Genomic DNA, 22,509 nt, shown 5'->3' on the forward strand with positions numbered 1-22,509 from the left:
CGATCGAGCTTGCGGCATGCAACGAAGCCCGACCGGCTTGCAACCGGTCGGGCTTTTGTCGTTCAGGGCCGGCACCATTGCCGGTGGCCGGCTTCGGCGCGATCCTGCAGTGGATGACGGGCAACCGGAACCTGGGGCCGATGAACGGCGTGCTGTTCATGGACATCGTGCCCCTCACGGCATTCATCGTATCCGCGGTCACGGGCATCGTGCCCAACCGCGCGCAGATTCTGGGCGCCGCGTTGACGGGTGTGACGCTGATCCTCAACAACCTCTATCTGCGACACCGGGCGCGACGAATCGGCACGACGCGTGCGCGCGTGCCTTCGGCTTCCGCATGACGGGCGGCGAAGCCCGCCCGCTTACGAAAACACCACCGTCCGGTCGCCGTTCAGGAACACCCTGCGCTCGATGAACGCCTTTACCGCACGCGCGAGCGTGATGCATTCGACGTCGCGCCCCACTGCGAGCAACTGCTCCGGACGCAGCGCATGATCGACGCGCTCGACGACCTGCTCGATGATCGGGCCTTCGTCGAGATCGTCGGTGACGAAGTGCGCGGTCGCGCCGATCAGCTTCACGCCGCGCGCATGCGCCTGGTGATACGGCTTCGCGCCCTTGAAACCGGGCAGGAACGAATGATGGATGTTGATCGCGCGGTTCGCGAGCTTCGCGCTCGTTTCCTGCGACAGCACCTGCATGTAGCGCGCGAGGATCACGAGTTCGGCGCCGCTCGACTCGAAGAAGTCGAGCCATTGCGCTTCCTGCTGCGCCTTCGTATCGGCGGTGATCCGGAAATGGCGGAACGGCAGGCCGTGTTGCGCGGCGAGCGGCTCGAAGTCGGGATGGTTCGACACGATGCCGACGATATCCATCTTCAGCTCGCCCATCCGCCAGCGGAACAGCAGGTCCGCGAGGCAGTGCTCGAGCTTCGACACCATGATCAGCACCTTCGGCCGCGCATTCACGTCGTGAATCGCCCATTGCGTGTCGCCTTCGCCGCCGCCGAGCGCGGTCGCGATCGGCCCGAATTCCTGGCGCAGCGCGTCGATCTGCAGCGTTTCATCGGTCGGATGAAACACGCAGCGCACGAAGAAGTGATTGCTGAGATCGTCGTCGAACACGTTCAGCGCATCGACGTAGCAGCGATGGCGCTCGAGAAAGCCGACGACGGCGGCGACCTGGCCGGCCGCGCTCGGGCACGACAGCGTCAGGACGAATTGATCGGGGCGTGAGTCGGCGGTCATGAGATTCCTCGGATGTCATGGAACGCAACCCGCGCGGCGGCGCGACGGGGCGCCACGCTACGCGGGTAGCGGGAGGCTCAAGTAAATCAGGACGATTCGGGCGCGGATAGAACCAACCCGCCGTGTGGCTGGTATCGGCACGCCAGCGCGGCCGGGCGGCGGCTGGGCTTCAGGCAGGCGCCGGGGGAGGCGTCGGGCGGGGCGGGCGCGGCCGGTCCAGCGGGCGTCGGGCGCGCGTCAGGCCCGTAGCCGGAGGCCGGCCGGAAGGCCGTTCAGGCCGGCGCGCACGCGTCGAGCAGCCAGCGCCGGAACACGTGGGTCGCGTCCGGCTCGGGCCGCTGCGGCGGCCGTACGAGGAAGTAGCCGCGCGACGTGACGACCGGCGCGTCGAGGAGCTTCACGAGCTGCCCGGACGCGACGAGTTCGTCGACGAGCGGCGCCCAGCCGAGCGCAACGCCTTCGCCGAGCAGCGCCGCATGGATCACGAGCGCATAGCTGTTGAAGGTCACGCCGCGCGCGGCGGCTGCCGTGTCGAGGCCGTGCGCGTCGAACCAGCCGGACCACGACAGCCAGCGCTCGGGGCGCGTCGGCTGCACGTGCAGCAGCGGCAACGCGAGCAGGTGATCGGCCCGGGCGACGTGCGGGTGCGCGTCGCGGAACGCGGGCGAGCACACGGGCGTGACCGATTCCGGAAAGAGCCGCGCGGCCGTGCACGACGGCCAGTGGCCGTCGCCGAACAGGATCGCGATGTCGCCGTGGTCGCGCTGCGCGTCGTAATCCTGCGACGTGACGACCCGCACGTCGACATCCGGCATCACGCACTTCAGCCCGGCCAGGCGCGGCATCAACCAGTAGGTGGCGAAGCCGAAGTCGGTGACGATCGTGAGCGCGCCGTGCTCGCGGCGCGCCCGCAGTGTCGCGGTGGCGCCGCGCAGCGTGTCGAGGCTCAGCCGCACCGCTTCGTACAGGCACTCGCCGTCGGCCGTCAGCGTGACGCCGCGCGGGCTGCGCTCGAACAGCGGCGCGCCCAGTTCGGCCTCGAGCTGGAACACCTGCTGGCTCACGGCCGGCTGGGTGGAGCCGAGCTCGCGCGCGGCGGCCGTGAAGCTCGCGAGCCGGGCCGCCGATTCGAACGCGCGCAGCGCCTGCATCGACGGTAACGGTTCGGATTTCGACATAAGTCCCTCTAATGGCCCCATAAGGGCCGGACGCCTTCCCGCGCGAATTCGGGCGGGCGATAGTGCATCGGACGGTGCGGCACACGTGCTTCACGGGCTGCTTCAAAGGCTGCTTCACGGCCCGCTTCACATTCCACTCCACGGGTGGCACGCAACACATTCCGCGATTCTAGCCAGCGCGGCGTGCCCGCGCGGCACTTTCGTCGGGCCGCTTCCGTCATGCCGGACGTCTCGCTGCGCGAGCGGCGCGCCGTTCCATTCGAACACCGTTTTCCCCACGACTGCCGATGACGAACCCGACACCCAACATCCTGATCCTGATGGCCGACCAGCTCACGCCGTTCGCGCTGCCGGCCTACGGCAATCGCGTCGCGCGCACGCCGACGCTGGACCGTCTCGCCGCGCAAGGCGTGGTGTTCGACGCCGCCTATTGCGCGAGCCCGCTGTGCGCGCCGTCGCGTTTTTCGCTGCTGACCGGCAAGCTGCCGTCGGGGATCGGCGCCTACGATAACGCCGCCGAATTGCCGGCGCAAACGCTGACGTTCGCGCACTATCTGCGCGCGGGCGGCTACCGGACGATGCTGTCCGGCAAGATGCATTTCTGCGGGCCCGACCAGTTGCACGGCTTCGAGGAGCGGCTCACGACCGACATCTATCCGGCCGATTTCGGCTGGGTGCCCGACTGGGACAGCCCGGCGGAGCGGCCGAGCTGGTATCACAACATGAGTTCGGTACTCGACGCGGGCCCGTGCGTGCGTACCAACCAGCTCGATTTCGACGACGAGGTCACGTTTGCCGCGAAGCAGAAGCTGTACGACGTCGCGCGCGAGCGGGCGGCCGGGCACGATGCGCGGCCGTTCTGCATGGTCGTGTCGCTGACCCATCCGCACGACCCGTATGCGATCACGCGCGAATACTGGGATCTCTATCGCGACGACGAGATCGACCTGCCCGCCGTGCGCCTCGACGCGGCGGAAAGCGACCCGCATTCGCAGCGGCTGCGCTTCGTCTGCGAGAACGACCGCACGCCGCCCACCGACGAGCAGATCCGCGCCGCACGTCGCGCGTACTACGGCGCAACCTCGTACGTCGACACGCAGTTCGGCAGCGTGCTGGCCGCGCTCGAACAGTGCGGATTCGCCGACGACACGATCGTGATCGTCACGTCCGACCACGGCGACATGCTCGGCGAACGCGGGCTCTGGTACAAGATGACGTTCTTCGAGGGCGGCTGCCGCGTGCCGCTGATCGTGCATGCGCCGGGCCGCTTCGGCGCCGCGCGCGTGCGCGGGCCGGTGTCGCACGTCGACCTGCTGCCGACGCTCGTCGACCTGGCCGGCGCCGCCCCCGCCGGCGGCTGGCCGGACCCCGTCGACGGTGCAAGCCTCGTGCCGCACCTGAACGGCACGCCGGCGCACGAAGTTGCGCTCGGCGAATACCTTGCGGAAGGTGCGGTCGCGCCGGTCGTGATGATCCGCAGCGGCGACTGGAAGTACGTGCATTGCCCGGCCGATCCCGACCAGCTCTATCACCTTGGCGACGACCCGCGCGAGCTGACGAACCTCGCCGGCGCGCCGGAAGCCGCGGACGTGCTGGCCGCGTTCCGTGCGCAAGCCGCGCGGCGCTGGAACCTGCCCGAACTGGACCGGCAGGTGCGCGCGAGCCAGCGGCGCCGGCGCTTCCATTACGCGGCGACGACGCAGGGCCGCATCCATGCGTGGGACTGGCAGCCGTTCACCGACGCGAGCCAGCGCTACATGCGCAATCACATCGAACTCGACACGCTCGAGGCGATGGCGCGCTTTCCGCGCATCGGGCGTTGAACGGACCACATCGCGATCATTGAAGAACGACGGAGGAAGCGAACCATGAAACGGCAACGCAATGCAGCAATCCGAAGGATCGGCGCGGCGCTCGCCGCCGCCGCGTGCGTGGCGGCGACGCAGCCTGCGCACGCGGCCGACCCGCAGACGTGCGGCGACGTGAAGATGGCGGCGCCCGGCTGGACCGACATCGATGCGACGAACGCGATGGCGGGCGTCGTGCTGAAGGCGCTCGGCTATCGGCAGGACGTGGCGAACCTGTCGGTGCCGATCACGTACCAGGGGCTCAAGAAAGGGCAGGTCGACGTGTTCCTCGGCAACTGGATGCCCGCGCAGGCGCCGCTCGTGAAGCCGTTCGTCGACGAGAAGTCGATCGACGTGCTGCACGCGAACCTGAGCGGCGCGAAGTTCACGCTCGCGGTGCCCGACTACGTGGCCGCCGCCGGCGTGCATACGTTCGCCGATCTCGCGCGCCATGCGGACCGCTTCGGCGGCAAGATCTACGGGATCGAGCCCGGCGCGCCCGCGAACCAGAACATCAAGCGGCTGCTGTCCGACCACGCGCTAGGGTCCGCGAACTGGTCGCTCGTCGAATCGAGCGAGACGGGCATGCTCACGCAGGTCGAGCGCGCGGTGCGCGACAAGCGGTGGATCGTGTTCCTGGCCTGGGAGCCGCATCTGATGAACACGAAGTTCCACCTGACCTACCTGTCGGGCGGCGATGCGTATTTCGGCCCGAACTACGGCGGCGCGACGGTCAATACGGTCACGCGCGCCGGGTTCGCCGGCCAGTGCGCGAACCTGGCGCGGCTGTTCCGGCAGATGACGTTCTCCGTCGACGTCGAGAACCGGATGATCGCCGACATGCTCGACCACAAGACGTCGCCCGCGCTCGCGGCGCAGCGTGCGCTGAAATCCGACCCGGCGCTGGTTGCCGGCTGGCTGGACGGCGTGACGACGGCGGCCGGCGCTCCGGGCCTGCCGGCGGTGCGCGCGGCCCTCGACGGGCACTGATTCCCTCCTTCCGGGCGGCCGGTTTCGACCGCGCCGCCCGTCTACGTGTTTTCCCGAGCGGGTCGCATCGTGACCATTTGGTGTCGCCTTCAGACGGGTGACGCGAAATATGGGTTTGTATTTTTCGCCAATGGCTGCGTTATTGCGGAAAACGAAATGCCGAAGCCAGCGGGCGTACCGAATTCGAATCCACCGGCGCATCGCGGTACGCGCCGGGACGAGATTCTTTCCATCGAACGGTTCAGGGAGGGTGGTCGACAATGAAGCACACCAAAGTTGCCGTAGCCGCCGCGCTTGCATGCGCGGCCTGCGTGCCTGCCATCGGGCATGCGCAGAGCAGTGTGACGCTGTACGGGATTCTCGACGCGGGCATCACGTACGTGAACAACACGGGCGGCTCGCACGTGGTCAAGTTCGACGACGGCGTCGCGTACGGAAACCGTTTCGGCCTGAAGGGCACGGAAGACCTCGGCGGCGGCCTGAAGGCCGTGTTCACCCTCGAGAGCGGCTTCCGCCTCGGCACCGGGCAGCTCGGCTTCGGCGGCGCCGAATTCGGCCGGCAGGCGTATGTCGGCCTGCAGAACGACTGGGGCACGCTGTCGTTCGGCAACCAGCTCGACATCACGAACGAACTCGTGTCGATCTACAACATCTCCGCGTGGGGCAGCGGTTATGCGATCCACCAGGGCGACTTCGACCGCTTCAACGGCGATCGCCTGCCGAATTCGGTGAAGTTCCTGTCGAACGACCTCAGCGGCTTCAAGTTCGGCGCGATGTACTCGTTCGGCAACGTCGCCGGCAACTTCCACCGCAACAGCGCATGGAGCGCGGGTGCGAGCTTCACGAAGGGCGACTTCTCGATCGGCGCCGCGTACACGCGCCTGAACAACCCGAACGGCATCTATGCGTTCGACCCGTACGCGATGATCGGCACGCACACGTTCCTCGGCCAGCAGACCGTCACCGTCGATCCGGCGACCGGCGCACGCACCGACCTGTTCGCGAACACGCCGATGAACGTCGACAGCCAGGGCACGTTCGGCATCGGCTCGAGCTACACGATCGGCAAGCTGACGCTCGACGCCAACTTCTCGTACACGACGATCAAGGGTTTCGGCCAGTCGTCGCACATGCAGGTGTATGAAGGCGGCGGCCTGTACCAGTTCACGCCGGCGCTGAGCCTGATCGCGGGCTACCAGCACACGCGCTTCGAAGGCCATCACTGGAACCAGGGCACGGCGGGCCTGCATTACCTGCTGTCGAAGCGTACCGACGTGTATATCTCCGGCGATTACCTGCGCGCGTCGCAAGGCGTCGATGCGGTGGTCGGCTACAGCTTCACGCCGTCGACGACGCAGACGCAGGCCGACGTGCGGATCGGGATGCGCCATTCGTTCTGAGCGGGGTGGTGTGAGGTTGTGACGTCTTCAGCGAGGTCTCTCTTTGGCGCGAACCGAGGTTCGCGCTTTTTTTTTGCCCGACTGGGGTGAGCGGGCACGAGAGCCGTCCGGTCACGGCCCGCTGCCGGGCGACTGCCCGACGGTATTGACCGGTGCCGTCTATAGACGCTAGCATCGTCCCCATGCTTGATCGCGCCCATTTCCTCTCTTCGCTGCTCCGCGCATGTTGTCAGAACATGCCAGGGGGAAGTTGCGTCCAGCGAACTCGCTGAACATTCAAGCAATCGCCTTCCGGCCGCCTGTGATGCAAGACAGGCGGCCTTTTTGTTTTTTGAGCCGACACCTTCGGACGGAGAAACTCGATGCCGCTTGCGCTGTATGACACCTGGTCGCGTACCGTACGCCCGTTCACGCCAATCCGGGCCGGGCAGGTCGGCATGTACTGCTGCGGCCCCACGGTCTACGACGACGCCCACATCGGCAACCTGAGAACCTACGTGTTCGAGGATCTGCTGCGCCGCGTACTGGTGCGCAACGGATACGAGGTGCGGCACGTCGTCAACATCACCGACGTCGGCCACCTGACTTCGGATGCGGACGAAGGCGAAGACAAGATGGAAAAGGGCAGCCGCCGGACCGGCGAATCGGCGTGGGCCATCGCCCGGCGCTACACCGACGCTTTCGTGCGGGACTGGCGCGCGCTCCACCTGCTCGAGCCGACGGTCTGGTGCCGCGCCACGGATCACATCGCCGAACAGATCGCGTTCATCGATACGCTCGACCGGGGCGGCTACGTCTATCGCACGGACGACGGCCTCTACTTCGACACCAGTCGGCAGGATGACTACGGTTATCTCGCGCGGCTAGACCGCGCGGGGTTGCAGGCGGGCAAGCGGGTCGCGCTGGGCGACAAGCGGAGCATCACGGATTTTGCGCTGTGGAAGTTCAGCCCGGCCGGCGTCAAGCGGCAGATGGAATGGGACAGCCCGTGGGGGCGCGGCTTTCCGGGCTGGCATATCGAATGCTCGGCGATGTCGGCGAAGTATCTCGGGACGTTGTTCGATATCCATTGCGGCGGCGAGGATCACATCGCCGTGCACCACAGCAACGAGATCGCGCAGACGCGGGCGGCCCACGGCACGAACCTCGCGAATTACTGGATGCACGGGCACTTCCTGACGCTCGACGCCGATACGAAGATGTCGAAGTCGAGCGGCGATTTCGTTCGTCTGCAGACCTTGCAGAGCCGGAATATCGACCCGCTCGCGTACCGTTACCTGTGCCTGACGGCCCATTACCGGAGCAAGCTGCATTTCACGTGGGCGTCGCTCGATGCCGCTCACACCGCGCTGACCCGGCTTCGGCACCTGTATGCCGGCTGGCCGGACGGAGGGCGCGTCGATGCGGATTTCGCCGCGCGATTCGACGCGGAAGTGAACGAGGACCTGAATCTGCCCAGGGCGCTCGCGGTGCTCTGGGATCTGGTCAGGAGCAACCTGCCACCCGCGACGCTGAAAGCGACCGTGGACAGCTTCGACGCCGTGCTGGGCCTCGGTCTGCGCGCATGGCGGCCGGTTGCGCCCGACATTCCGGAACACGTTCGCGGGTTGCTCGCCGAACGCGAGCGCGCGAGAGCGGACAAGGACTGGGTGCAGGCCGACCGGATACGGGAAGCGTTGAGCGCGCAGGGTTGGCGAGTCGAGGACACTCCGGAAGGTCAACGCCTGTTCGGCATCGCCGGCGGCGCGACCGACGAGGGCGTTCCGCCCCGCTGAAGCCCGTGGCCGCCTGCATCGGAAGATCCCGTGCCCGAGCCGCCATCCGGCGGCCGCGATCGACGCGGCCGCCGGATGCGTCGCTCCCCCAGTCCGCGCGATGTTGCGGGCCGCGTCCCCGGCCCGTTTTGCGCGCTTGGCATATCATCGCGATTTCGCCGCGTCCGTACCATTGTCGCGCGCATGCATCGGCGTGCGCAGTCGCTTTCCCGAACGGTGCCGGCTTGCCGCGCCGACCGCCGAGACCTCGATGACCGACTCCGTGCCCGATCCCAGTCCTTTATCCCCGTTGCCCGTCAACCTGTTCCGTCACGCACCGTTCCAGCGCTTCTGGGGCACGCGCGTAATGTCTTCCCTGGCTTTCCAGATCCTGTCGGTTGCAATCGGGTGGTACGTCTACGCGCTCACGCACAGCGCGTTCGCACTCGGCCTCGTCGGCCTCGCGCAGTTCGTGCCGATGTTCGCGCTGACGCTCGTCGTCGGGCAGGTGGCCGACCGCTATGACCGCCGGCGCATCGCGACGATCTGCCAGGCCGTCGAGGCGCTGGCCGCCGGCGTGTTCCTGCTCGGTGCCGCGCAAGGGTGGCTGGCCGCGCCGGCCGTGTATGCGCTCGCGGCGATCGTCGGCACGGCCCGCGCGTTCGAGTCGCCGTCGGTGTCGTCGCTGCTGCCGGCCGTCGTGCCGCGCAGCGACCTGCCGCGCGCGACCGCGTTGTCGACCTCGGCGAACCAGGCCGCGCAGATTCTCGGGCCGGCGTTCGGCGGGCTGCTGTATGGCGTCGGCGCGCCCGTCGCGTTCGGCACGAGCGTCGTCGCGTTCGCGGTCGCGGCGGTGTTGAGCGGCACGATTCCGCTGCGCAGCGCGCCGCCCGCGCGCGAACCGGTGACGCTCCGTTCGGTGTTTTCAGGCATCGCATTCATCCGGCGCGAACCGGCGATCCTCGGCGCGCTGTCGCTCGACCTGTTCGCGGTGCTGTTCGGCGGCACGACCGCGCTGCTGCCGATCTACGCGCGCGACATCCTGCAGGTCGGGCCATGGGGGCTCGGAGCGTTGCGCGCGGCGCCGGCGGTCGGCGCGCTCGCGGGCACGCTGTGGCTCACGCGCTTTCCGCTCAGGGGCCGGCCCGGCCGCGCGATGTTCGGCGGCGTGATCGCATTCGGCATCGCGACGATCGTGTTCGGGCTGTCGAGGAATTTCGTGTTGTCGCTCGTCGCGCTGGCAGCGCTCGGCGCATCGGACGTGGTGAGCGTCGTCGTGCGCCTGTCGCTCGTGCAGCTGCGCACGCCCGACGACATGCTCGGCCGTGTCAGTGCCGTCAACTCGCTGTTCATCGGCACGTCGAATCAACTCGGCGAATTCGAATCGGGTGTGACGGCCGCATGGTGGGGCGCGCCGGCCGCGATTGTCGTCGGCGGCGCGGCGACGATCGCCGTTGCACTCACGTGGATGCGGCTGTTCCCGCAGCTCGCGACCATGAAGTCGCTCGAGCGCGACGCGTGACGGACGTCACGCGTCCTGCGTCACGCGCACGGCCGTGCCGTAGCAGAGGACTTCCGTGACACCCGAACCGATCTCGGTCGAGTCGTAACGCATCGCGACGATCGCGTTCGCGCCGAGCTTGCGGGCGTCGGCGAGCATCTTGTCGAAGGCCTGCTGGCGGGCTTTTTCGCACAGCGACGTGTAGAGCGTGATGTTGCCGCCGAAGATCGTCTGCAGCGATGCGCCGAACGAACCGACGATCGAGCGCGAGCGCACGACGATGCCCTGGGCGACGCCGAGCGAGCGAACGGTCGTGTGGCCGGGCAGGTCGAACGCGGTCGTGACACGGGCGGGCGACAGATCGTCGATGGAGCGGGAGAAATCGGTCATGGCGGGAAGCGTGTAGCGAAGTGGTCGAACGGGGATTCTATCCGGACGGGGCGGCGTACCCGGCTCGACGACGGGGCAACGCCGCGACTGCGGAGAACGCTTCGCGACGGAAGCGTGTGCAAACCGCGAGCACACGCTTCCGTCATTTCCGGACGAACAGCCCGGCCGCACGCCGTCAGGGCGTCACGGTCGCACTGCCGTTGCCGCCGAGATCGACCGCGTAGGCCAGCGCCAGCTTGCCGAACTTCAATGCATGGTTCGCCTGCCGATCCGAATTCTCCAGCGTGTCGTTCACGGTATGGATATACGGACTGTCGTTCTGATCGGCCTCGAACGGGAACGACGCCGGATACCCTTGCGCATTCCACGACGCATGATCCGAGCACGCATACCCGCACTGCGACGTGCCGATCGCGAGTTCCGGCAGGTAGGTCTTCGCCAGATTCGTCAGGTAGGTGTTCTGCGACGCGTTCGTGTAGTCGGTGATCAGGTAGATGTCCTTCGGGTCGCCCTTGTAGTTCGTCATGTCGAGCTGCAGCACGCCGACTACGTTCACGTTTTGCGCACGAAACTGCTTCGCGATCGCCTTCGAGCCGAGCAGGCCGGCTTCCTCGGCCGCGTACCCGACGAACTTGATCGTCCGCTTCGGCCGGTAGTTGTTCGCCAGCAGCACGCGCAGCGCTTCGGTGAGGCTGGCGATGCCCGACGCATCGTCGTCCGCGCCGGGCGAGCGCGTGTTTTCCGTCGTGCGCCCGACCGTCGAATCGAGGTGGCCGCCCAGCACGACGGTGCCCGCGGCCGGATCGCTGCCGCGGATCGTCAGGATCACGGATTTCTGCGGAAAGCCCGTGTGCGCGAACTGCTCGACGGTGATGTCGGCGCGCGAGCCGGCCAGCTGCTTCCACTGCAGCGCGAGCCAGTCCGACGCGGCGACGCCGTGCGACGTCGTGTAGTAGCGGTTCGTGAAGCCGGACAGCGACGTGATCGTGCCGACGATGTTGCTGGCCTGCAGCTGCTGGATCCACGTGCCGATCTGCGGCGCGTTCGAAACCTTGTACGTGGAAGCCGCGGCCTGCTTCGCGAGCGGCGTCGGCAACGGCTGAAGTGCCTGGCGCGCGTCGTCGAACGAGTCGTGCACGACATAGCCGGGCCCGTGGCCGCGCGTATGGTGGACGGCGTGGGCCAGCTCGCCGAGCCGCGAATCGTCGATCTCGACGACGTGCACGGTCTCGCGGCGCGACGCGCCGTCGGCCGCCTTGCCGGCGTCGAGGGTCGTGCTGTATTGCGCGGTGGCGCTTGCGTCGATGCGTTGCAACTGGCGGAACGCCGCGTCGCCGAGCGTGATCCATACCGGCGTCGCGTGCGCGGCGGCGGTCAGCAGCATGGCGCCCAGCGCGGCGCTCAGGCGGGTGAGTTTCAGAGTAGGCATGTTCGATCTCGTGAGGATGGCGATGTCGATGAAGGGAGCGCGTCACAGGTCGTGCGATGCGCCCCCGCCTGCTGCGGGATTACGACTTCTTCGGTACGGTCACGCCGTACGTGCAACTCTGGTTGTACGCATTGCCGATCGCGGTCAGCTGCGCGCTGCTGTAGCCGAGCGCGGACGCGGCCGTCAGCACCGCCTGCGCGGCGGCCTTCTGGTTGGTCGAGCCGTTGGTCATCGACAACCCTTTCAGGAACGCCTTGTCCATCGCCTGCGCACCGATCGCGTCGCGCGCGACGAGGTTGCACGAGGCCCAGTACTGGCCGGCCGTATGGATCTCCGCGCCGCGTGCCTGCGCATAGGTGCGCCCGACGTTCCAGTTGGTCACGCGGCCGCCCCAGAATTCGTTGTGGCCGTCCCAGTTGTAGACCCAGTGGTACTGCGCATCCGACGGGCTCCACTGGTTGAAGTCGCGGCTGTACGCGGCGGCGAGATAGTCGCCGGTGCCTTCCGACAACCCTTCCTGCTGCGACAGGCCGCCGTTCGTCACCCAGTCGTGGATGCCGTGGCCGAGTTCGTGGATCACGACGTCCGCGTCCTCCGCGTCGTCGACGCCGCCTTGCCCGAAGGTCAGCCGGCCGCTGCTCGACGAATACGACGAGTTGTCGTCGCCCGATTCGCCGTGCGGGTCGTACTGCACGCCGCCCGTGTACTGGTACGGCAGCGCCTTGATGCCGAGCGTCTGGTTCACGTAACGCAGGAACGTGTCGATGTGGTAGTACACGTTCACCGCCTCGAAATACAGGTTGCCGCGCGTGAATTCGAATGCGGGGGTCGACTGCACGGGGCACGCGTTGTCGCGCGGCGCGTCGAAATCGACGCATGCCGCATACGGGCCCGACAATGAATAACGCGCACCCGACTGCGCGAGATCCTTCAGCGTCACGCGCACGCGCGCGGCGGTGAGTTGCGACGAATCGACGTCGTTGCTGTCCTTGTAGCCCGTGCTGCCGTAGCTGCTTTTGGTCGGCGACAGCGGGTCGGGCCGGAACACGAAGCCCGTGCCGTCGGTCGCGTAGAACGCCTTGTCCTCGGCGCGCAGCACTTCGCCGCTGCCCGAGTCGATCAGCAGTTCCCAGTCGCCTTTCGGGCCGTCGTTCGGGCGGCCGCGCACTTTCCACGCGGTATGCGTGCCGGCCTTGTCGACGAAGGCGACGAGCTGCGCATCCTGGTTCGTGAAGCCGCTCACGCCGAGATACGCGCGTGCGCGGTCGAGCGCCTGCTGCTGGTCGACGGCCTGCGCCTTGCCCGACTTCGCGACCACGCCGTTGATCGTGTTGCTCGCGACGTACAGGATGCGGCCGTCCTTCGCGACCGTCACCGCGATTTCGCTGCCGTACACGGGCAATCCGGCTGCCTGCTGCTGCAGGCGCACGACGGTGAACTCGGCGTCGCTGCGCTCCGACGTGACGACGAGGCTCGCGAGCGCGGTCGCGTCGAGCCCGAGTTGTGCGGCCTGCGACGCGACGAAGTCGCGCGCGGTGGCGGCGGGCGTCGCGGCGGCCTTCTTCGCGCGATAGGCGGGGTTGTACAGCGTGACGGCGACGCCGTCCGCGCGGAACTGTCCGGCGGCCGTATCCGACCTGGCGGCCGGCGGCGCGACGCCGCGTGTCAGGCTTTCGCGCAGGCTCGTTGCCTGCGGATTCGAGACTTTCGTATCGGCCGCGGTGCCGCCGACGATGCCGAAACCGAGCGCGAGACCCAGGGCGAGCGGCAGTGCTTTGCGTGATGTCTGCATACGTGATCCTCATCTCAACGGTTGGACACGCCCGCGCGTTCGTGGCGCGCAGGCACGACACGGCCCGCGCGCCGGCTCGATGGAGCCGGTGCGGCGAAGCGGTGTTGGGAGCGTCGACTGACTAAGGAAACCTAAATGTCAGGTCGAAAAGAAACCGGCGGGAGTAGCGGGTGAAACGCGGGAGGAGGCGCGCGCGAAGCGGCGAGCGAAGAATCGAACGGCAGGCAGGTGCGGCGACGGCGAATCGAGCATCGTCATGTCATACCCCTCGGATCGAATCGATATCGGTGGCAGCCTGCCGAGATGCGGCATGCATGTCGTTAGGCTGCCTATCTAACTTTTTTTGGTATGTTACAGAATATTTTCAACGACATTCCAGTTTATTTTCGATGACCTCTTCAGTCCGTCGATCAATCGCCGGCATTGTTCAGCGAGCGGCGGGAAACGTTGCCGAAACGCGCAATTCCGTGCTGGATTGTGCTTGAAACCTGTGACGATCAGCGCGTCGCGCGGCGGTCGCTGCGCGGGCTCAGGCCGAATCGCGCGCGATACGTGCGCGAGAAATGCGACGGCGATTCGAACCCGCACGCGACGCACACCGACGTGATGCTCATGTCGGTCTGCTGCAGCAGTTCACGCGCGCGGTCGAGTCGCAGGTTCAGGTAGAAATGCGTCGGCGTGTCGTTCAGCGTCGCGCTGAACAGCCGTTCGAGCTGGCGCCGCGTGATCGACACCTCCTGCGCGAGCGCATCGGAGCCGAGCGGGTTTTCCATGTGCCGCTGCATCGTGCCGATCACCTGGATCAGCTTGCGGTTGTGCACGCCGTAGCGCGCGGCGATCTCGAGCCGCTGGCTGTCCGAGCGCTGCCGGATCCGGCTGACCACGAACTGCTCGGAGATCGCCGCCGCGAGATCGGCACCGTGCCGCCGCCCGATCAGGTCGAGCATCATGTCGATCGACGCGGTGCCGCCCGCGCACGTGATGCGCCGGTCGTCGATCTCGAACAGCTCCTGCGTCGCGTTCAGGCCGGGGTAGCGTTCCCGGAACGCGGCCAGCGCTTCCCAGTGCAGCGTGAGCGTCTGCGATGCGTCGAACAGCCCGGCTTCCGCGAGCACGAAGCTGCCCGTGTCGATGCCGCCGAGCGTTGCACCATGACGGTGCTGGCGGCGCAGCCAGTCGCCGATCGCGCGCGTGTAGCACACGAGCGGATCGAAGCCGGCGACGACGAACACCGTATCGACCGTTTCGACCTCCGCGCACGCGGCTTCGGCGGCGACCGGAATGCCGTTGCTCGCGGCGACGGGCGCGCCGTCGGCGCTGATCACGTGCCAGCGATAGAGCTCCGTGCGAAAGCGGTTCGCGACGCGCAGCGGTTCGACCGCGGACATGAAGCCGAGCGCGGAAAAGCCAGGCAGCAGCAGGAAGTGGAAATCCTCGGGCATCGGGGCAGGCAATGGAATCCGGTGGTCGTCGCGTGTCGCGCGGGGCGGCGAACGGTCAGCCGGAGATTATCGCGGGTTTTGCGCGGCCTCAGCGCGTTTTTGCGCCGCGCGCGGAACGGCGCGCGGTGGTCGACGGCAACTCGCCGAACTGCGCCTTGTAGGCGTTCGCGAAATGCCCGAGGTGGATGAAGCCCCAGCGTGCGGCCGCGTCGCTGATCGGCAGGTCGGCCTGCCGCGTGTCGAGCAGCATCCGCCTCACTTGCGACAGGCGCAGCGATCGCACGTAATGCAACGGGCTGGTCTGCACGACCGACTGGAAACTGTTCTGCATCGTGCGCCGGCTCACGCGCAATTGCGTGCACAGGCTCAGCACGTCGACCGGTGCTTCGGGATGGTCGATCACGTAGTCGTGCACGCGGCGCACGATGTCGGCGCGGCATGCATGCGTGAGACGGTTCGACGGCTCGGGAATCCGGTACGTGAGGAGATCGACGAGCACGTTGCCGATAGCGCCGCACAGTTCGCGCTGCGCGCGTGCGTCGCGGAAGGTATCGGGTGCCGACAATACACGCTCGAGGTGCGTCGCGATCTGCACGCTCGCGCGCATCAGCACCGCGGTGGGCATGTCGACGACGCCGCGCCGCAACGTGGCTTCGTCGAGGCGGACGTCGGCCGCATCCTCGATCTGCTGCATCAGTTCGCCGTTGGCGACGACACCGATCAGCGACATGTCGTCGGGCGAGTGCAGCTCGAACGGGGTACCGCCGCGCGCCAGCACCATCGTGCCGCGTTCGATGCGCGTCCCGCCGAATGCGAACGCACCCGAGCCGGTGAGCGGCATGCCGAACACCGTCTGGTCGTGCGGCAATCTTCCGCGCTGGATGATGCGAACGTTGGCGGCTTCCTGGAACAGCTGCACGCTGTCCAGCACCGCATGCTTGACCGCGCTGCGATACGCGCCGGAGCCGATCTGGTCGTAGCGCTGGTTCCAGCCGCGCAGCGCCTCGGCATGCCGGTCCGCGTTGTCGAACCTCTCGTGAAACACGAACACAGCGCCTCCGGGTGCGTCGATCAGGACCGCGCAAGATTAAACCGGCCGCGCGGTCGGCGCAATAAGGGGCAGCGCTATTCCGGGCGTATCTGCCAGAGGGTCGGAAGCCTTCGGCCGGCGTGCCTTTCAGGCGGTTTTCCAATATCCCGAATCGGCACGCACGCGGTGCCGGTCCGGGTGCTGACCGGATTTATTGTCGAACTACAGTCGCCCCACGTTACGTGATTCCCCAACTGGAGGCGACATGAGGACAAGGCGACGAACCGCGGTGCTCGCGGCGACGCTGGCGTTCGCGGCGGCATGGGCCGGCGGCGCGAATGCGACGGAAAAACCGGAAGAACTGGTCGTGCAGAAGATGCCGCCCTGGCATTCGCACGAGGTCTATATCGTCGACATCTCGATGCCGTCGATGACCGACGGACGCATCTACGTGTACGACGCCGATGCGAAGAAACTGCTCGGCCAGATCGACGGCGGCTTCGGCCCGGGCCTCGCGATCTCGCCGGACCGCAAGACGAGCTTCGTCGCGACGACGTACTTCTCGCGCGGCTCGCACGGCACGCGCACCGACGTCGTCGAGATCACCGACAACACGACGCTCGATCATGCGGGCGAGATCGTGATTCCGGCGAAGCATGCGCAGCACGTGCCGTCGCCGTACAACACCGCGTTCAGCGCGGACGGCAAGCGGCTGTACGTCGCGAACATCACGCCGGCCGCATCGGTGACGGTGATCGACGCGGTCTCGAAGAAGGTGCTGTCGGAGATCGACACGGCGGCCTGCGTGCTCGCGTATCCGTCGGGCAACGACCGCTTCACGGCGCTGTGTGAAAGCGGCAAGGCGCTGACCGTCGCGCTCGACGCGAACGGCAAGGAAACGAAGCGCACGATGTCGGATGCGTTCATCGACGTCGACAAGGATCCGGCGTACGTGAACGCGTCGCGCTACAAGGGCGACTACCTGTTTACGACCTACGGCGGCAACGTGCGCAGCGCGGATTTCAGCGGCGACAAGCCCGTGTTCGGCAAGCCGTGGCCGCTGCTGACGGACGCCGAGCGCGCCGAAGGCTGGCGCCCGGGCGGCATGCAGCAGACGGCCGTGCAGGCGAAGCAGAACCGCTACTACGTGCTGATGCACAAGGGTACCGACGGCTCGCACAAGGACCCCGGCACGCAGGTGTGGGTGGTCGACCTGAAGTCGAAGCAGCGTGTCGCGCGCTGGGATCTCGCGCAGCAGAAGATCGATCCTCTCGTGTCGATCCAGGTCAGCGAGGACGACAAGCCGCTGTTCTACGGGCTGACGGCGACCTCCGACCTCGTCGTGATGGATGCGCGCACGGGCAAGCTGCAGCACGTCGAGAAGCAGATCGGCAATACGTCGTCGCTGCTCGTCAACCCGTGAGGCCGCGATGACGCTCGATCCCGTACTTGCCACCAGCGCGCAGGCCGGCGCTGCCGTCGTCGTGCTGCTCGGCGCCTTCGCGAAGATGCGCCGGCCCGCCGCGTTCAGCCAGGCACTCGCCGGCTACCGGCTGCTGCCCGACGCGCTGACCGCGCCCGTCGCGTTCGCGATTCCGTCCGCAGAAGCCGTCGGCGCGGCGGCACTGCTGTTTCCCGATACGCGCACGGCCGGCGCGATCGGCCTGATCGCGCTGCTCGTCGCCTTCGCGGCGGCGATCGCGATCAATCTCCTGCGCGGCCACACCGACATCGACTGCGGCTGTTCCGGCTTCGCGGCCGCGCGAGCGGATGCGCCGCGCGGCATCGGCTGGCTGCACGTCGGTCGCGCGCTGCTGCTCGCCGCGCTGGCCGCGACCGCGCTCGTCGAGCCGGGCGCGCGCGCGGTCGTGTGGTTCGACTACCTGACGCTGTTCTTCTCCGTGCTGCTGATCGTCTGCGCGCTGCTCACCGTCGACGTGCTGCTCGTCAACGTACCGCGCCTTTCCCACCTGAGGAATTCATGATGCAAACCGCTCTCACCGTTTCCACCGCCCTGCTGTGGGTGGCCGTCCTCGCGCTCGGCGCGATCTGTCTCGCGCTCGTGCGCCAGATCGGCATCCTGTACGAACGCATCATGCCGGCCGGTGCATTGATGATCGACAAGGGGCCGGCGGTCGGCGCGATCGCGCCGGCGTTCGAACTGACCGACATTCGCGGCTCGCAGGTGAAGGTCGGCGGCATCGATGCGTCGGGCAAGGCGACGCTGCTGTTCTTCCTGTCGCCGACGTGCCCCGTCTGCAAGAAGCTGTTGCCGCTGCTGCCGTCGCTGCAGGCGAGCGAATCGACGCCGGTGAACATCGTGCTCGCGAGCGACGGCGATATCGACGAACACACGCGCTTCGCGCGCAAGCATGACCTCGGGCGTTTCCCGTACGTGCTGTCGCAGGAGCTCGGCCTCGCGTACCAGATCGGCAAGCTGCCGTATGCGGTGCTGCTCGACGAAACCGGCACGGTGCGTGCGAAGGGCCTCGTCAATACGCGCGAGCATCTCGAGAGCCTGTTCGAAGCGAAGGAGCGCGGCGTCGCATCGCTGCAGCAGTTCGTGCACGGCGATCACAGCCACGACGCGCACGCGCAGCACGCATGACCGGCCGACCCTCTTTCAACGTCAAGGGAGAACAACGACATGGGCCTGTTTGATTCATGGTTCGAGCGGTCGGCGCGCGGCGTCGCGCAGCACAGTTCGCGGCGCAGCGCGATGGCGAAGCTCGGCAAGGTGCTGGTGGGATCGGCGATGCTGCCGCTGCTGCCCGTCGATCGCACCGCGTATGCGGCCGATGCGGCGTCGGGCGCATCCGGTGCCGCCGCCTCGGGAGCGAGCGACGACCCGATGAGCTGCGACTACTGGAAATACTGCGCGATCGACGGCTGGCTGTGCAGTTGCTGCGGCGGCACGTCGAGCAGTTGCCCGCCGGGCACGACGCCTTCGCCGATCACGTGGATCGGCACCTGCCGCAATCCGCACGACGGTTCGGACTACATCGTGTCGTACAACGATTGCTGCGGCAAGACGTCGTGCGGCAAGTGCTTCTGCAACCGCAACGAGCGCGAGAAGCCGCTGTACAAGCTGTCGTTGAACAACGACATCAACTGGTGCATGGCGAACGGCAATTCGAATTACCACTGTTCGGTTTCGGTTCTGTTGGGGGCAGCGAAGCAATGAAAGTGACGCAAGCAGGAAAGATCGCAGTCGCGTGCATGACGGCCGTGGCAGCCTTCGCGTTGCCGGGCGCCGCCCGCGCGCAGGACGCCGTGCATTACCCGGCCGGCAAGAGCCTGTTCGACGCGCAGTGCGCGGTGTGCCACCAGGCGGGCGGGAAAGGGCAGGACGGCCTCGCGCCGCCGCTGACCGAGTATCCGGGCAAGTATGCGACGGCCGAGGCGGGGCGTGCGCAGCTGGTCGCGACACTGCTGCACGGGATGTTCGGCGAGATCAAGGTGCACGACAAGCGTTACAACTTCAAGATGCCGTCGTTTGCGAGCGCCAGCGACGACGACATCGCGCACGTGCTCAACTACGTCGTGTTCGATCTCAACGCGCAGCACGGCGATGCGAAGCCGTTCACGGCGGCCGACATCCGCGCGGCGCGCGCGAAGGCGATGGACGGCACGGCCGTTCATGCGCAACGCGACGTCGTCATCAAGGGGCTCGGCCTGTGAAGGTTGCCCGTGCATCCCGCGTTTGCGACGTCGCGCCGCGCGCGCGGTGCGCGGCGGCTTCATGGCTCGGCAACCTGTCGCGCCACCTGTCGTCGCTGCTGATACTTGCCGGGGCGGTCGTCGGCCTGACGGCAGCACCCGCGTATGCGGAAGGCGCGGCCGACGCGGCGCTCGCGCGGCAGCACTGGGTGCTCAACTGCATGGGCTGCCACACGGCCACCGGCGGCGGTATCGCCGGCAAGGTGCCGCCGCTCGCGAACTCGCTCGGCTATTTCACGCATCTGCCGGCCGGGCGCGAGTACGTGATGCGCGTGCCCGGCGCATCGAACTCGGCACTGTCGGACCAGGACCTGGCCGACGTGCTCAACTGGGTACTCACGACCATGAACCGCGACGCGCTGCCGCGCGACTTCAAGCCCTATACGGCCGCCGAAGTCGCCGCGCACCGCCGTCCTGCCTATTCCGACGTCGCGACCGTGCGCGCCGGCCTCGTTCGCGCGTTGCAGGCACGCGGGGTCGACGGCGTCGTGGATCGCTACTGACCGACCCATTCAGGAAATCGAGGAAGAACGAAGATGGAGACAAACCAGAACTTTCCGCTGCTCGACGCCACGCGCGCGTTTCTCGCGAAGCCGAAGAAGATGCTGATCGGCGCCGAGTGGAGCGACGCTGCGTCGGGCCGCCGGCTCGACGTCGTGAATCCGGCCGACGGCACCGTGCTCGCGCGTGTGCCCGAAGCGGACGAGCACGATGTGCAACGGGCCGTCGCGGCCGCGCGGCGCGCATTCGATGCGGGGCCGTGGCGTACCGCGAAGACCACCGACCGCGAGCATCTGCTGCTGGCGCTCGCCGACCTGATCGAAGCGAATGCGCGCGAGCTGGCCGAGATCGAGTCGCTCGACAACGGCAAGCCCGTGATGGTGGCGCAGGGGCTCGATGTCGCGATGGCCGCGCAGTGCTTCCGCTACATGGCCGGCTGGGCGACGAAGATCGAAGGCAGCGTGATCGACGCGGGCATGCCGTACATGCCCGACAGCGAGATCTTCACCTACACGCGCAAGGAGCCGGTCGGTGTGGTCGGCGCGATCATTCCGTGGAATTTCCCGCTGCTGATGGCGGCGTGGAAGCTCGCGCCCGCGCTGGCCACGGGCTGCACCGTGGTGTTGAAACTCGCGGAAGATACGCCGCTGAGTGCGTTGCGCCTGGGCGAGCTGATCCAGGCGGCCGGTTTCCCGGACGGCGTCGTCAATATCGTCACCGGCTACGGTCATACGGCCGGCGCCGCGCTGTCGCGCGATCCGCGCATCGACAAGATCGCGTTCACGGGCTCGACGCAGACGGGCAAGACGATCGGCCACGCGGCGCTCGACAACATGACGCGGATGTCGCTGGAACTCGGCGGCAAGTCGCCGGTGATCGTGCTGCCCGACGTCGATCCGGACAAGGCCGCACTGGGTGTGGCGAACGCGATCTTCTTCAACCAGGGGCAGGTGTGCACAGCCGGGTCGCGCGCGTACATCCACGCGAAGGTGTTCGACGACGTGATCGGGCGTGTCGCGAAGATCGCCTCGAGCCTGAAGATCGGCCCGGGGATGGATCCGTCGACGCAGATCGGCCCGCTCGTCTCGGCGAAGCAGCGCGAGCGCGTGTGCGGTTATATCGATTCGGGATTCGGCGAGGGCGCGCGCGCCGCGGCGGGCGGCCGCGCGATCGAGGGCCCGGGCTTCTTCGTCGAGCCGACCGTGCTGGTCGATACGACGCAGGCGATGCGCGTCGTGCGCGAGGAGATCTTCGGGCCGGTGCTCGTCGCGATGCCGTTCGACGACGTCGACACGGCCGTGCAGCTCGCCAACGACACGCCGTACGGCCTCGGCGCGAGCATCTGGTCGAACGACCTTTCCGCGATTCACAAGCTGATCCCGCGCATCGCCGCGGGCACGGTGTGGGTCAACTGCCACTCGCTGCTCGACAACGCGATGCCGTTCGGCGGGATGAAGCAGTCGGGTTTCGGCCGCGAACTCGGTCGCGCGGTGATCGACCAGTACACGGAAAGCAAGTCGGTGATGATGAACTACGCATGAGCGTAGCGGCGGGTGCGTGCGTTGCCGCCATGTCGGCCGCGCGCGCATGCCGCAGGCGGGCCCATCCGGATCGCGGCATCGCGGCCGGGCGCCGGCGGCGGGCTGCAGTCACGCACCGATCCCGTTCGGCGCAGGCGCGCTCGACCTGAGGCATCCGCTCGATGCGGCGCCAGGCGGTGCGCAAGGCCAGCCGGCCGGGTCGAAGCACGACATCCGAGCGCACGCGCGAACGCCACGAACGCCACGAACGCATCACGCACGAACCAGCACCACGCCGAGAATGAGACACGCCGCGCCGGCCAGGCGGATCGGGCTGGCCGAATGCTGCTGGATGCCGAGCACACCGAAATGGTCGAACACGAGCGCGCCGGTCATCTGCCCGACGACGATCAGCGCGAGCGTCGTCGCGGCGCCTAGTCGCGGCACCATCAGGATCGCGATGCCGACGAACACCGCGCCGAAGAATCCGCCGGTCCAGCTGAACCACGACCCCGCATCGGCGACGGTGCCGCTCAGGCGAGGATGCGGGGACAGGAGCGCGACGGCGAGCATCGCGGCCAGGCCGACGAGGTAGCTGACCGACCCGGCCCACCACGGCGAGCCGAGCTGCGCGCGGAGGTTGGCGTTGAGCACCTGTTGCAACGCCACGCTGATGCCGGCGGCGACGGCCAGCAGATACGACAGGAGAGTAGTCACGAAGAGGGCGGCTCCGGCGATGTGGCCGCGACGGCGGTTCCGGCACGGCAG

General features: G+C 67.5%; 21 protein-coding genes. 13 read left to right on the forward strand and 8 right to left on the reverse strand.

Annotated features, from left to right (window positions below; genetic code table 11):
* The first annotated feature begins 83 nt into the window (after positions 1 to 83).
* Entirely contained in the window at positions 84 to 341 is a 258-nt protein-coding gene (locus tag ABIC51_RS30855; protein ID WP_354006765.1) for a hypothetical protein, read from the forward strand.
* A gap of 21 nt (positions 342 to 362) precedes the next feature.
* On the opposite strand, the gene purU is transcribed toward ABIC51_RS30855, so the two are convergent.
* Together purU and ABIC51_RS30865 are read right to left on the reverse strand one after the other, a co-directional pair.
* Entirely contained in the window at positions 363 to 1,247 is an 885-nt protein-coding gene (gene purU, locus ABIC51_RS30860; protein WP_027789722.1) for a formyltetrahydrofolate deformylase, read from the reverse strand.
* Between the two features lie 272 nt (positions 1,248 to 1,519).
* Complete coding sequence (locus ABIC51_RS30865; protein WP_175897692.1) at positions 1,520 to 2,425, reverse strand: choline sulfate utilization transcriptional regulator; 906 nt, start codon at positions 2,423 to 2,425, stop codon at positions 1,520 to 1,522.
* A gap of 287 nt (positions 2,426 to 2,712) precedes the next feature.
* Here ABIC51_RS30865 and betC point away from each other — a divergent pair, with 287 nt between their 5' ends.
* From betC to ABIC51_RS30890, 5 genes are all read left to right on the forward strand, one after another.
* On the forward strand, positions 2,713 to 4,248 hold the full coding sequence (betC, locus tag ABIC51_RS30870; protein WP_175897691.1) for a choline-sulfatase: 1,536 nt from the start codon (positions 2,713 to 2,715) through the stop codon (positions 4,246 to 4,248).
* 45 nt (positions 4,249 to 4,293) lie between these two features.
* On the forward strand, positions 4,294 to 5,262 hold the full coding sequence (gene choX / locus ABIC51_RS30875) for a choline ABC transporter substrate-binding protein (RefSeq protein WP_060086162.1): 969 nt from the start codon (positions 4,294 to 4,296) through the stop codon (positions 5,260 to 5,262).
* Between the two features lie 260 nt (positions 5,263 to 5,522).
* Positions 5,523 to 6,662, forward strand: coding sequence for a porin (locus ABIC51_RS30880; RefSeq protein ID WP_027789718.1), 1,140 nt, complete (start codon positions 5,523 to 5,525; stop codon positions 6,660 to 6,662).
* A gap of 362 nt (positions 6,663 to 7,024) precedes the next feature.
* Positions 7,025 to 8,437, forward strand: coding sequence for a cysteine--tRNA ligase (gene cysS, locus ABIC51_RS30885; RefSeq protein WP_060206626.1), 1,413 nt, complete (start codon positions 7,025 to 7,027; stop codon positions 8,435 to 8,437).
* A gap of 250 nt (positions 8,438 to 8,687) precedes the next feature.
* Positions 8,688 to 9,938: an MFS transporter gene (locus ABIC51_RS30890; protein ID WP_175862635.1), complete on the forward strand. Its 1,251-nt coding sequence runs from the start codon at positions 8,688 to 8,690 to the stop codon at positions 9,936 to 9,938.
* Between the two features lie 6 nt (positions 9,939 to 9,944).
* On the opposite strand, the gene ABIC51_RS30895 is transcribed toward ABIC51_RS30890, so the two are convergent.
* The 5 genes from ABIC51_RS30895 to ABIC51_RS30915 form a co-directional block, all read right to left on the reverse strand.
* On the reverse strand, positions 9,945 to 10,307 hold the full coding sequence (locus tag ABIC51_RS30895; protein ID WP_027789715.1) for a YbjQ family protein: 363 nt from the start codon (positions 10,305 to 10,307) through the stop codon (positions 9,945 to 9,947).
* A gap of 175 nt (positions 10,308 to 10,482) precedes the next feature.
* Positions 10,483 to 11,736: a M20/M25/M40 family metallo-hydrolase gene (locus ABIC51_RS30900; RefSeq protein ID WP_175862634.1), complete on the reverse strand. Its 1,254-nt coding sequence runs from the start codon at positions 11,734 to 11,736 to the stop codon at positions 10,483 to 10,485.
* A gap of 79 nt (positions 11,737 to 11,815) precedes the next feature.
* A complete protein-coding gene (locus ABIC51_RS30905; RefSeq protein ID WP_027789713.1) occupies positions 11,816 to 13,528 on the reverse strand; it encodes a M36 family metallopeptidase in 1,713 nt (570 codons plus the stop codon).
* A 497-nt stretch (positions 13,529 to 14,025) separates the two neighbouring features.
* A complete protein-coding gene (locus ABIC51_RS30910; protein ID WP_027789712.1) occupies positions 14,026 to 14,970 on the reverse strand; it encodes a GlxA family transcriptional regulator in 945 nt (314 codons plus the stop codon).
* Positions 14,971 to 15,058: 88 nt separating this feature from the next.
* The gene (locus ABIC51_RS30915; RefSeq protein ID WP_175897690.1) at positions 15,059 to 16,021 is read right to left on the reverse strand and encodes a helix-turn-helix domain-containing protein; all 963 of its coding nucleotides are present in this window, start codon (positions 16,019 to 16,021) and stop codon (positions 15,059 to 15,061) included.
* Between the two features lie 244 nt (positions 16,022 to 16,265).
* Between ABIC51_RS30915 and ABIC51_RS30920 the strand changes: the two genes are divergently transcribed.
* From ABIC51_RS30920 to ABIC51_RS30950, 7 genes are read left to right on the forward strand one after another with little or no spacing between them, the layout of a single operon-like run.
* Positions 16,266 to 17,423, forward strand: coding sequence for an amine dehydrogenase large subunit (locus tag ABIC51_RS30920; RefSeq protein ID WP_175854210.1), 1,158 nt, complete (start codon positions 16,266 to 16,268; stop codon positions 17,421 to 17,423).
* Positions 17,424 to 17,430: 7 nt separating this feature from the next.
* Entirely contained in the window at positions 17,431 to 17,985 is a 555-nt protein-coding gene (locus tag ABIC51_RS30925; RefSeq protein ID WP_119337890.1) for a MauE/DoxX family redox-associated membrane protein, read from the forward strand.
* A complete protein-coding gene (mauD, locus tag ABIC51_RS30930) occupies positions 17,982 to 18,608 on the forward strand; it encodes a methylamine dehydrogenase accessory protein MauD (protein WP_021161465.1) in 627 nt (208 codons plus the stop codon). The genes ABIC51_RS30925 and mauD overlap by 4 nt, the downstream gene beginning before the upstream one ends.
* 39 nt (positions 18,609 to 18,647) lie before the next feature.
* Positions 18,648 to 19,184 carry a methylamine dehydrogenase light chain gene (locus tag ABIC51_RS30935; protein ID WP_021161464.1) on the forward strand — a complete coding sequence of 179 codons (537 nt, stop codon included), beginning with the start codon at positions 18,648 to 18,650 and terminating at the stop codon, positions 19,182 to 19,184.
* A complete protein-coding gene (locus ABIC51_RS30940) occupies positions 19,181 to 19,681 on the forward strand; it encodes a c-type cytochrome (RefSeq protein ID WP_334054056.1) in 501 nt (166 codons plus the stop codon). The genes ABIC51_RS30935 and ABIC51_RS30940 overlap by 4 nt, the downstream gene beginning before the upstream one ends.
* Positions 19,678 to 20,223, forward strand: coding sequence for a c-type cytochrome (locus ABIC51_RS30945; protein WP_111939281.1), 546 nt, complete (start codon positions 19,678 to 19,680; stop codon positions 20,221 to 20,223). The genes ABIC51_RS30940 and ABIC51_RS30945 overlap by 4 nt, the downstream gene beginning before the upstream one ends.
* 33 nt (positions 20,224 to 20,256) lie before the next feature.
* A complete protein-coding gene (locus ABIC51_RS30950) occupies positions 20,257 to 21,762 on the forward strand; it encodes an aldehyde dehydrogenase family protein (protein ID WP_175897689.1) in 1,506 nt (501 codons plus the stop codon).
* 252 nt (positions 21,763 to 22,014) lie between these two features.
* Here ABIC51_RS30950 and ABIC51_RS30955 read toward each other — a convergent pair whose 3' ends face one another.
* Positions 22,015 to 22,458, reverse strand: a complete 444-nt coding sequence (locus tag ABIC51_RS30955) for a DMT family transporter (protein WP_059698543.1) — start codon at positions 22,456 to 22,458, stop codon at positions 22,015 to 22,017.
* Positions 22,459 to 22,509: the final 51 nt, after the last annotated feature.

The sequence above is a fragment of the Burkholderia sp. 572 genome, assembly GCF_040545135.1.
GTDB classification, from domain to species: domain Bacteria; phylum Pseudomonadota; class Gammaproteobacteria; order Burkholderiales; family Burkholderiaceae; genus Burkholderia; species Burkholderia cepacia.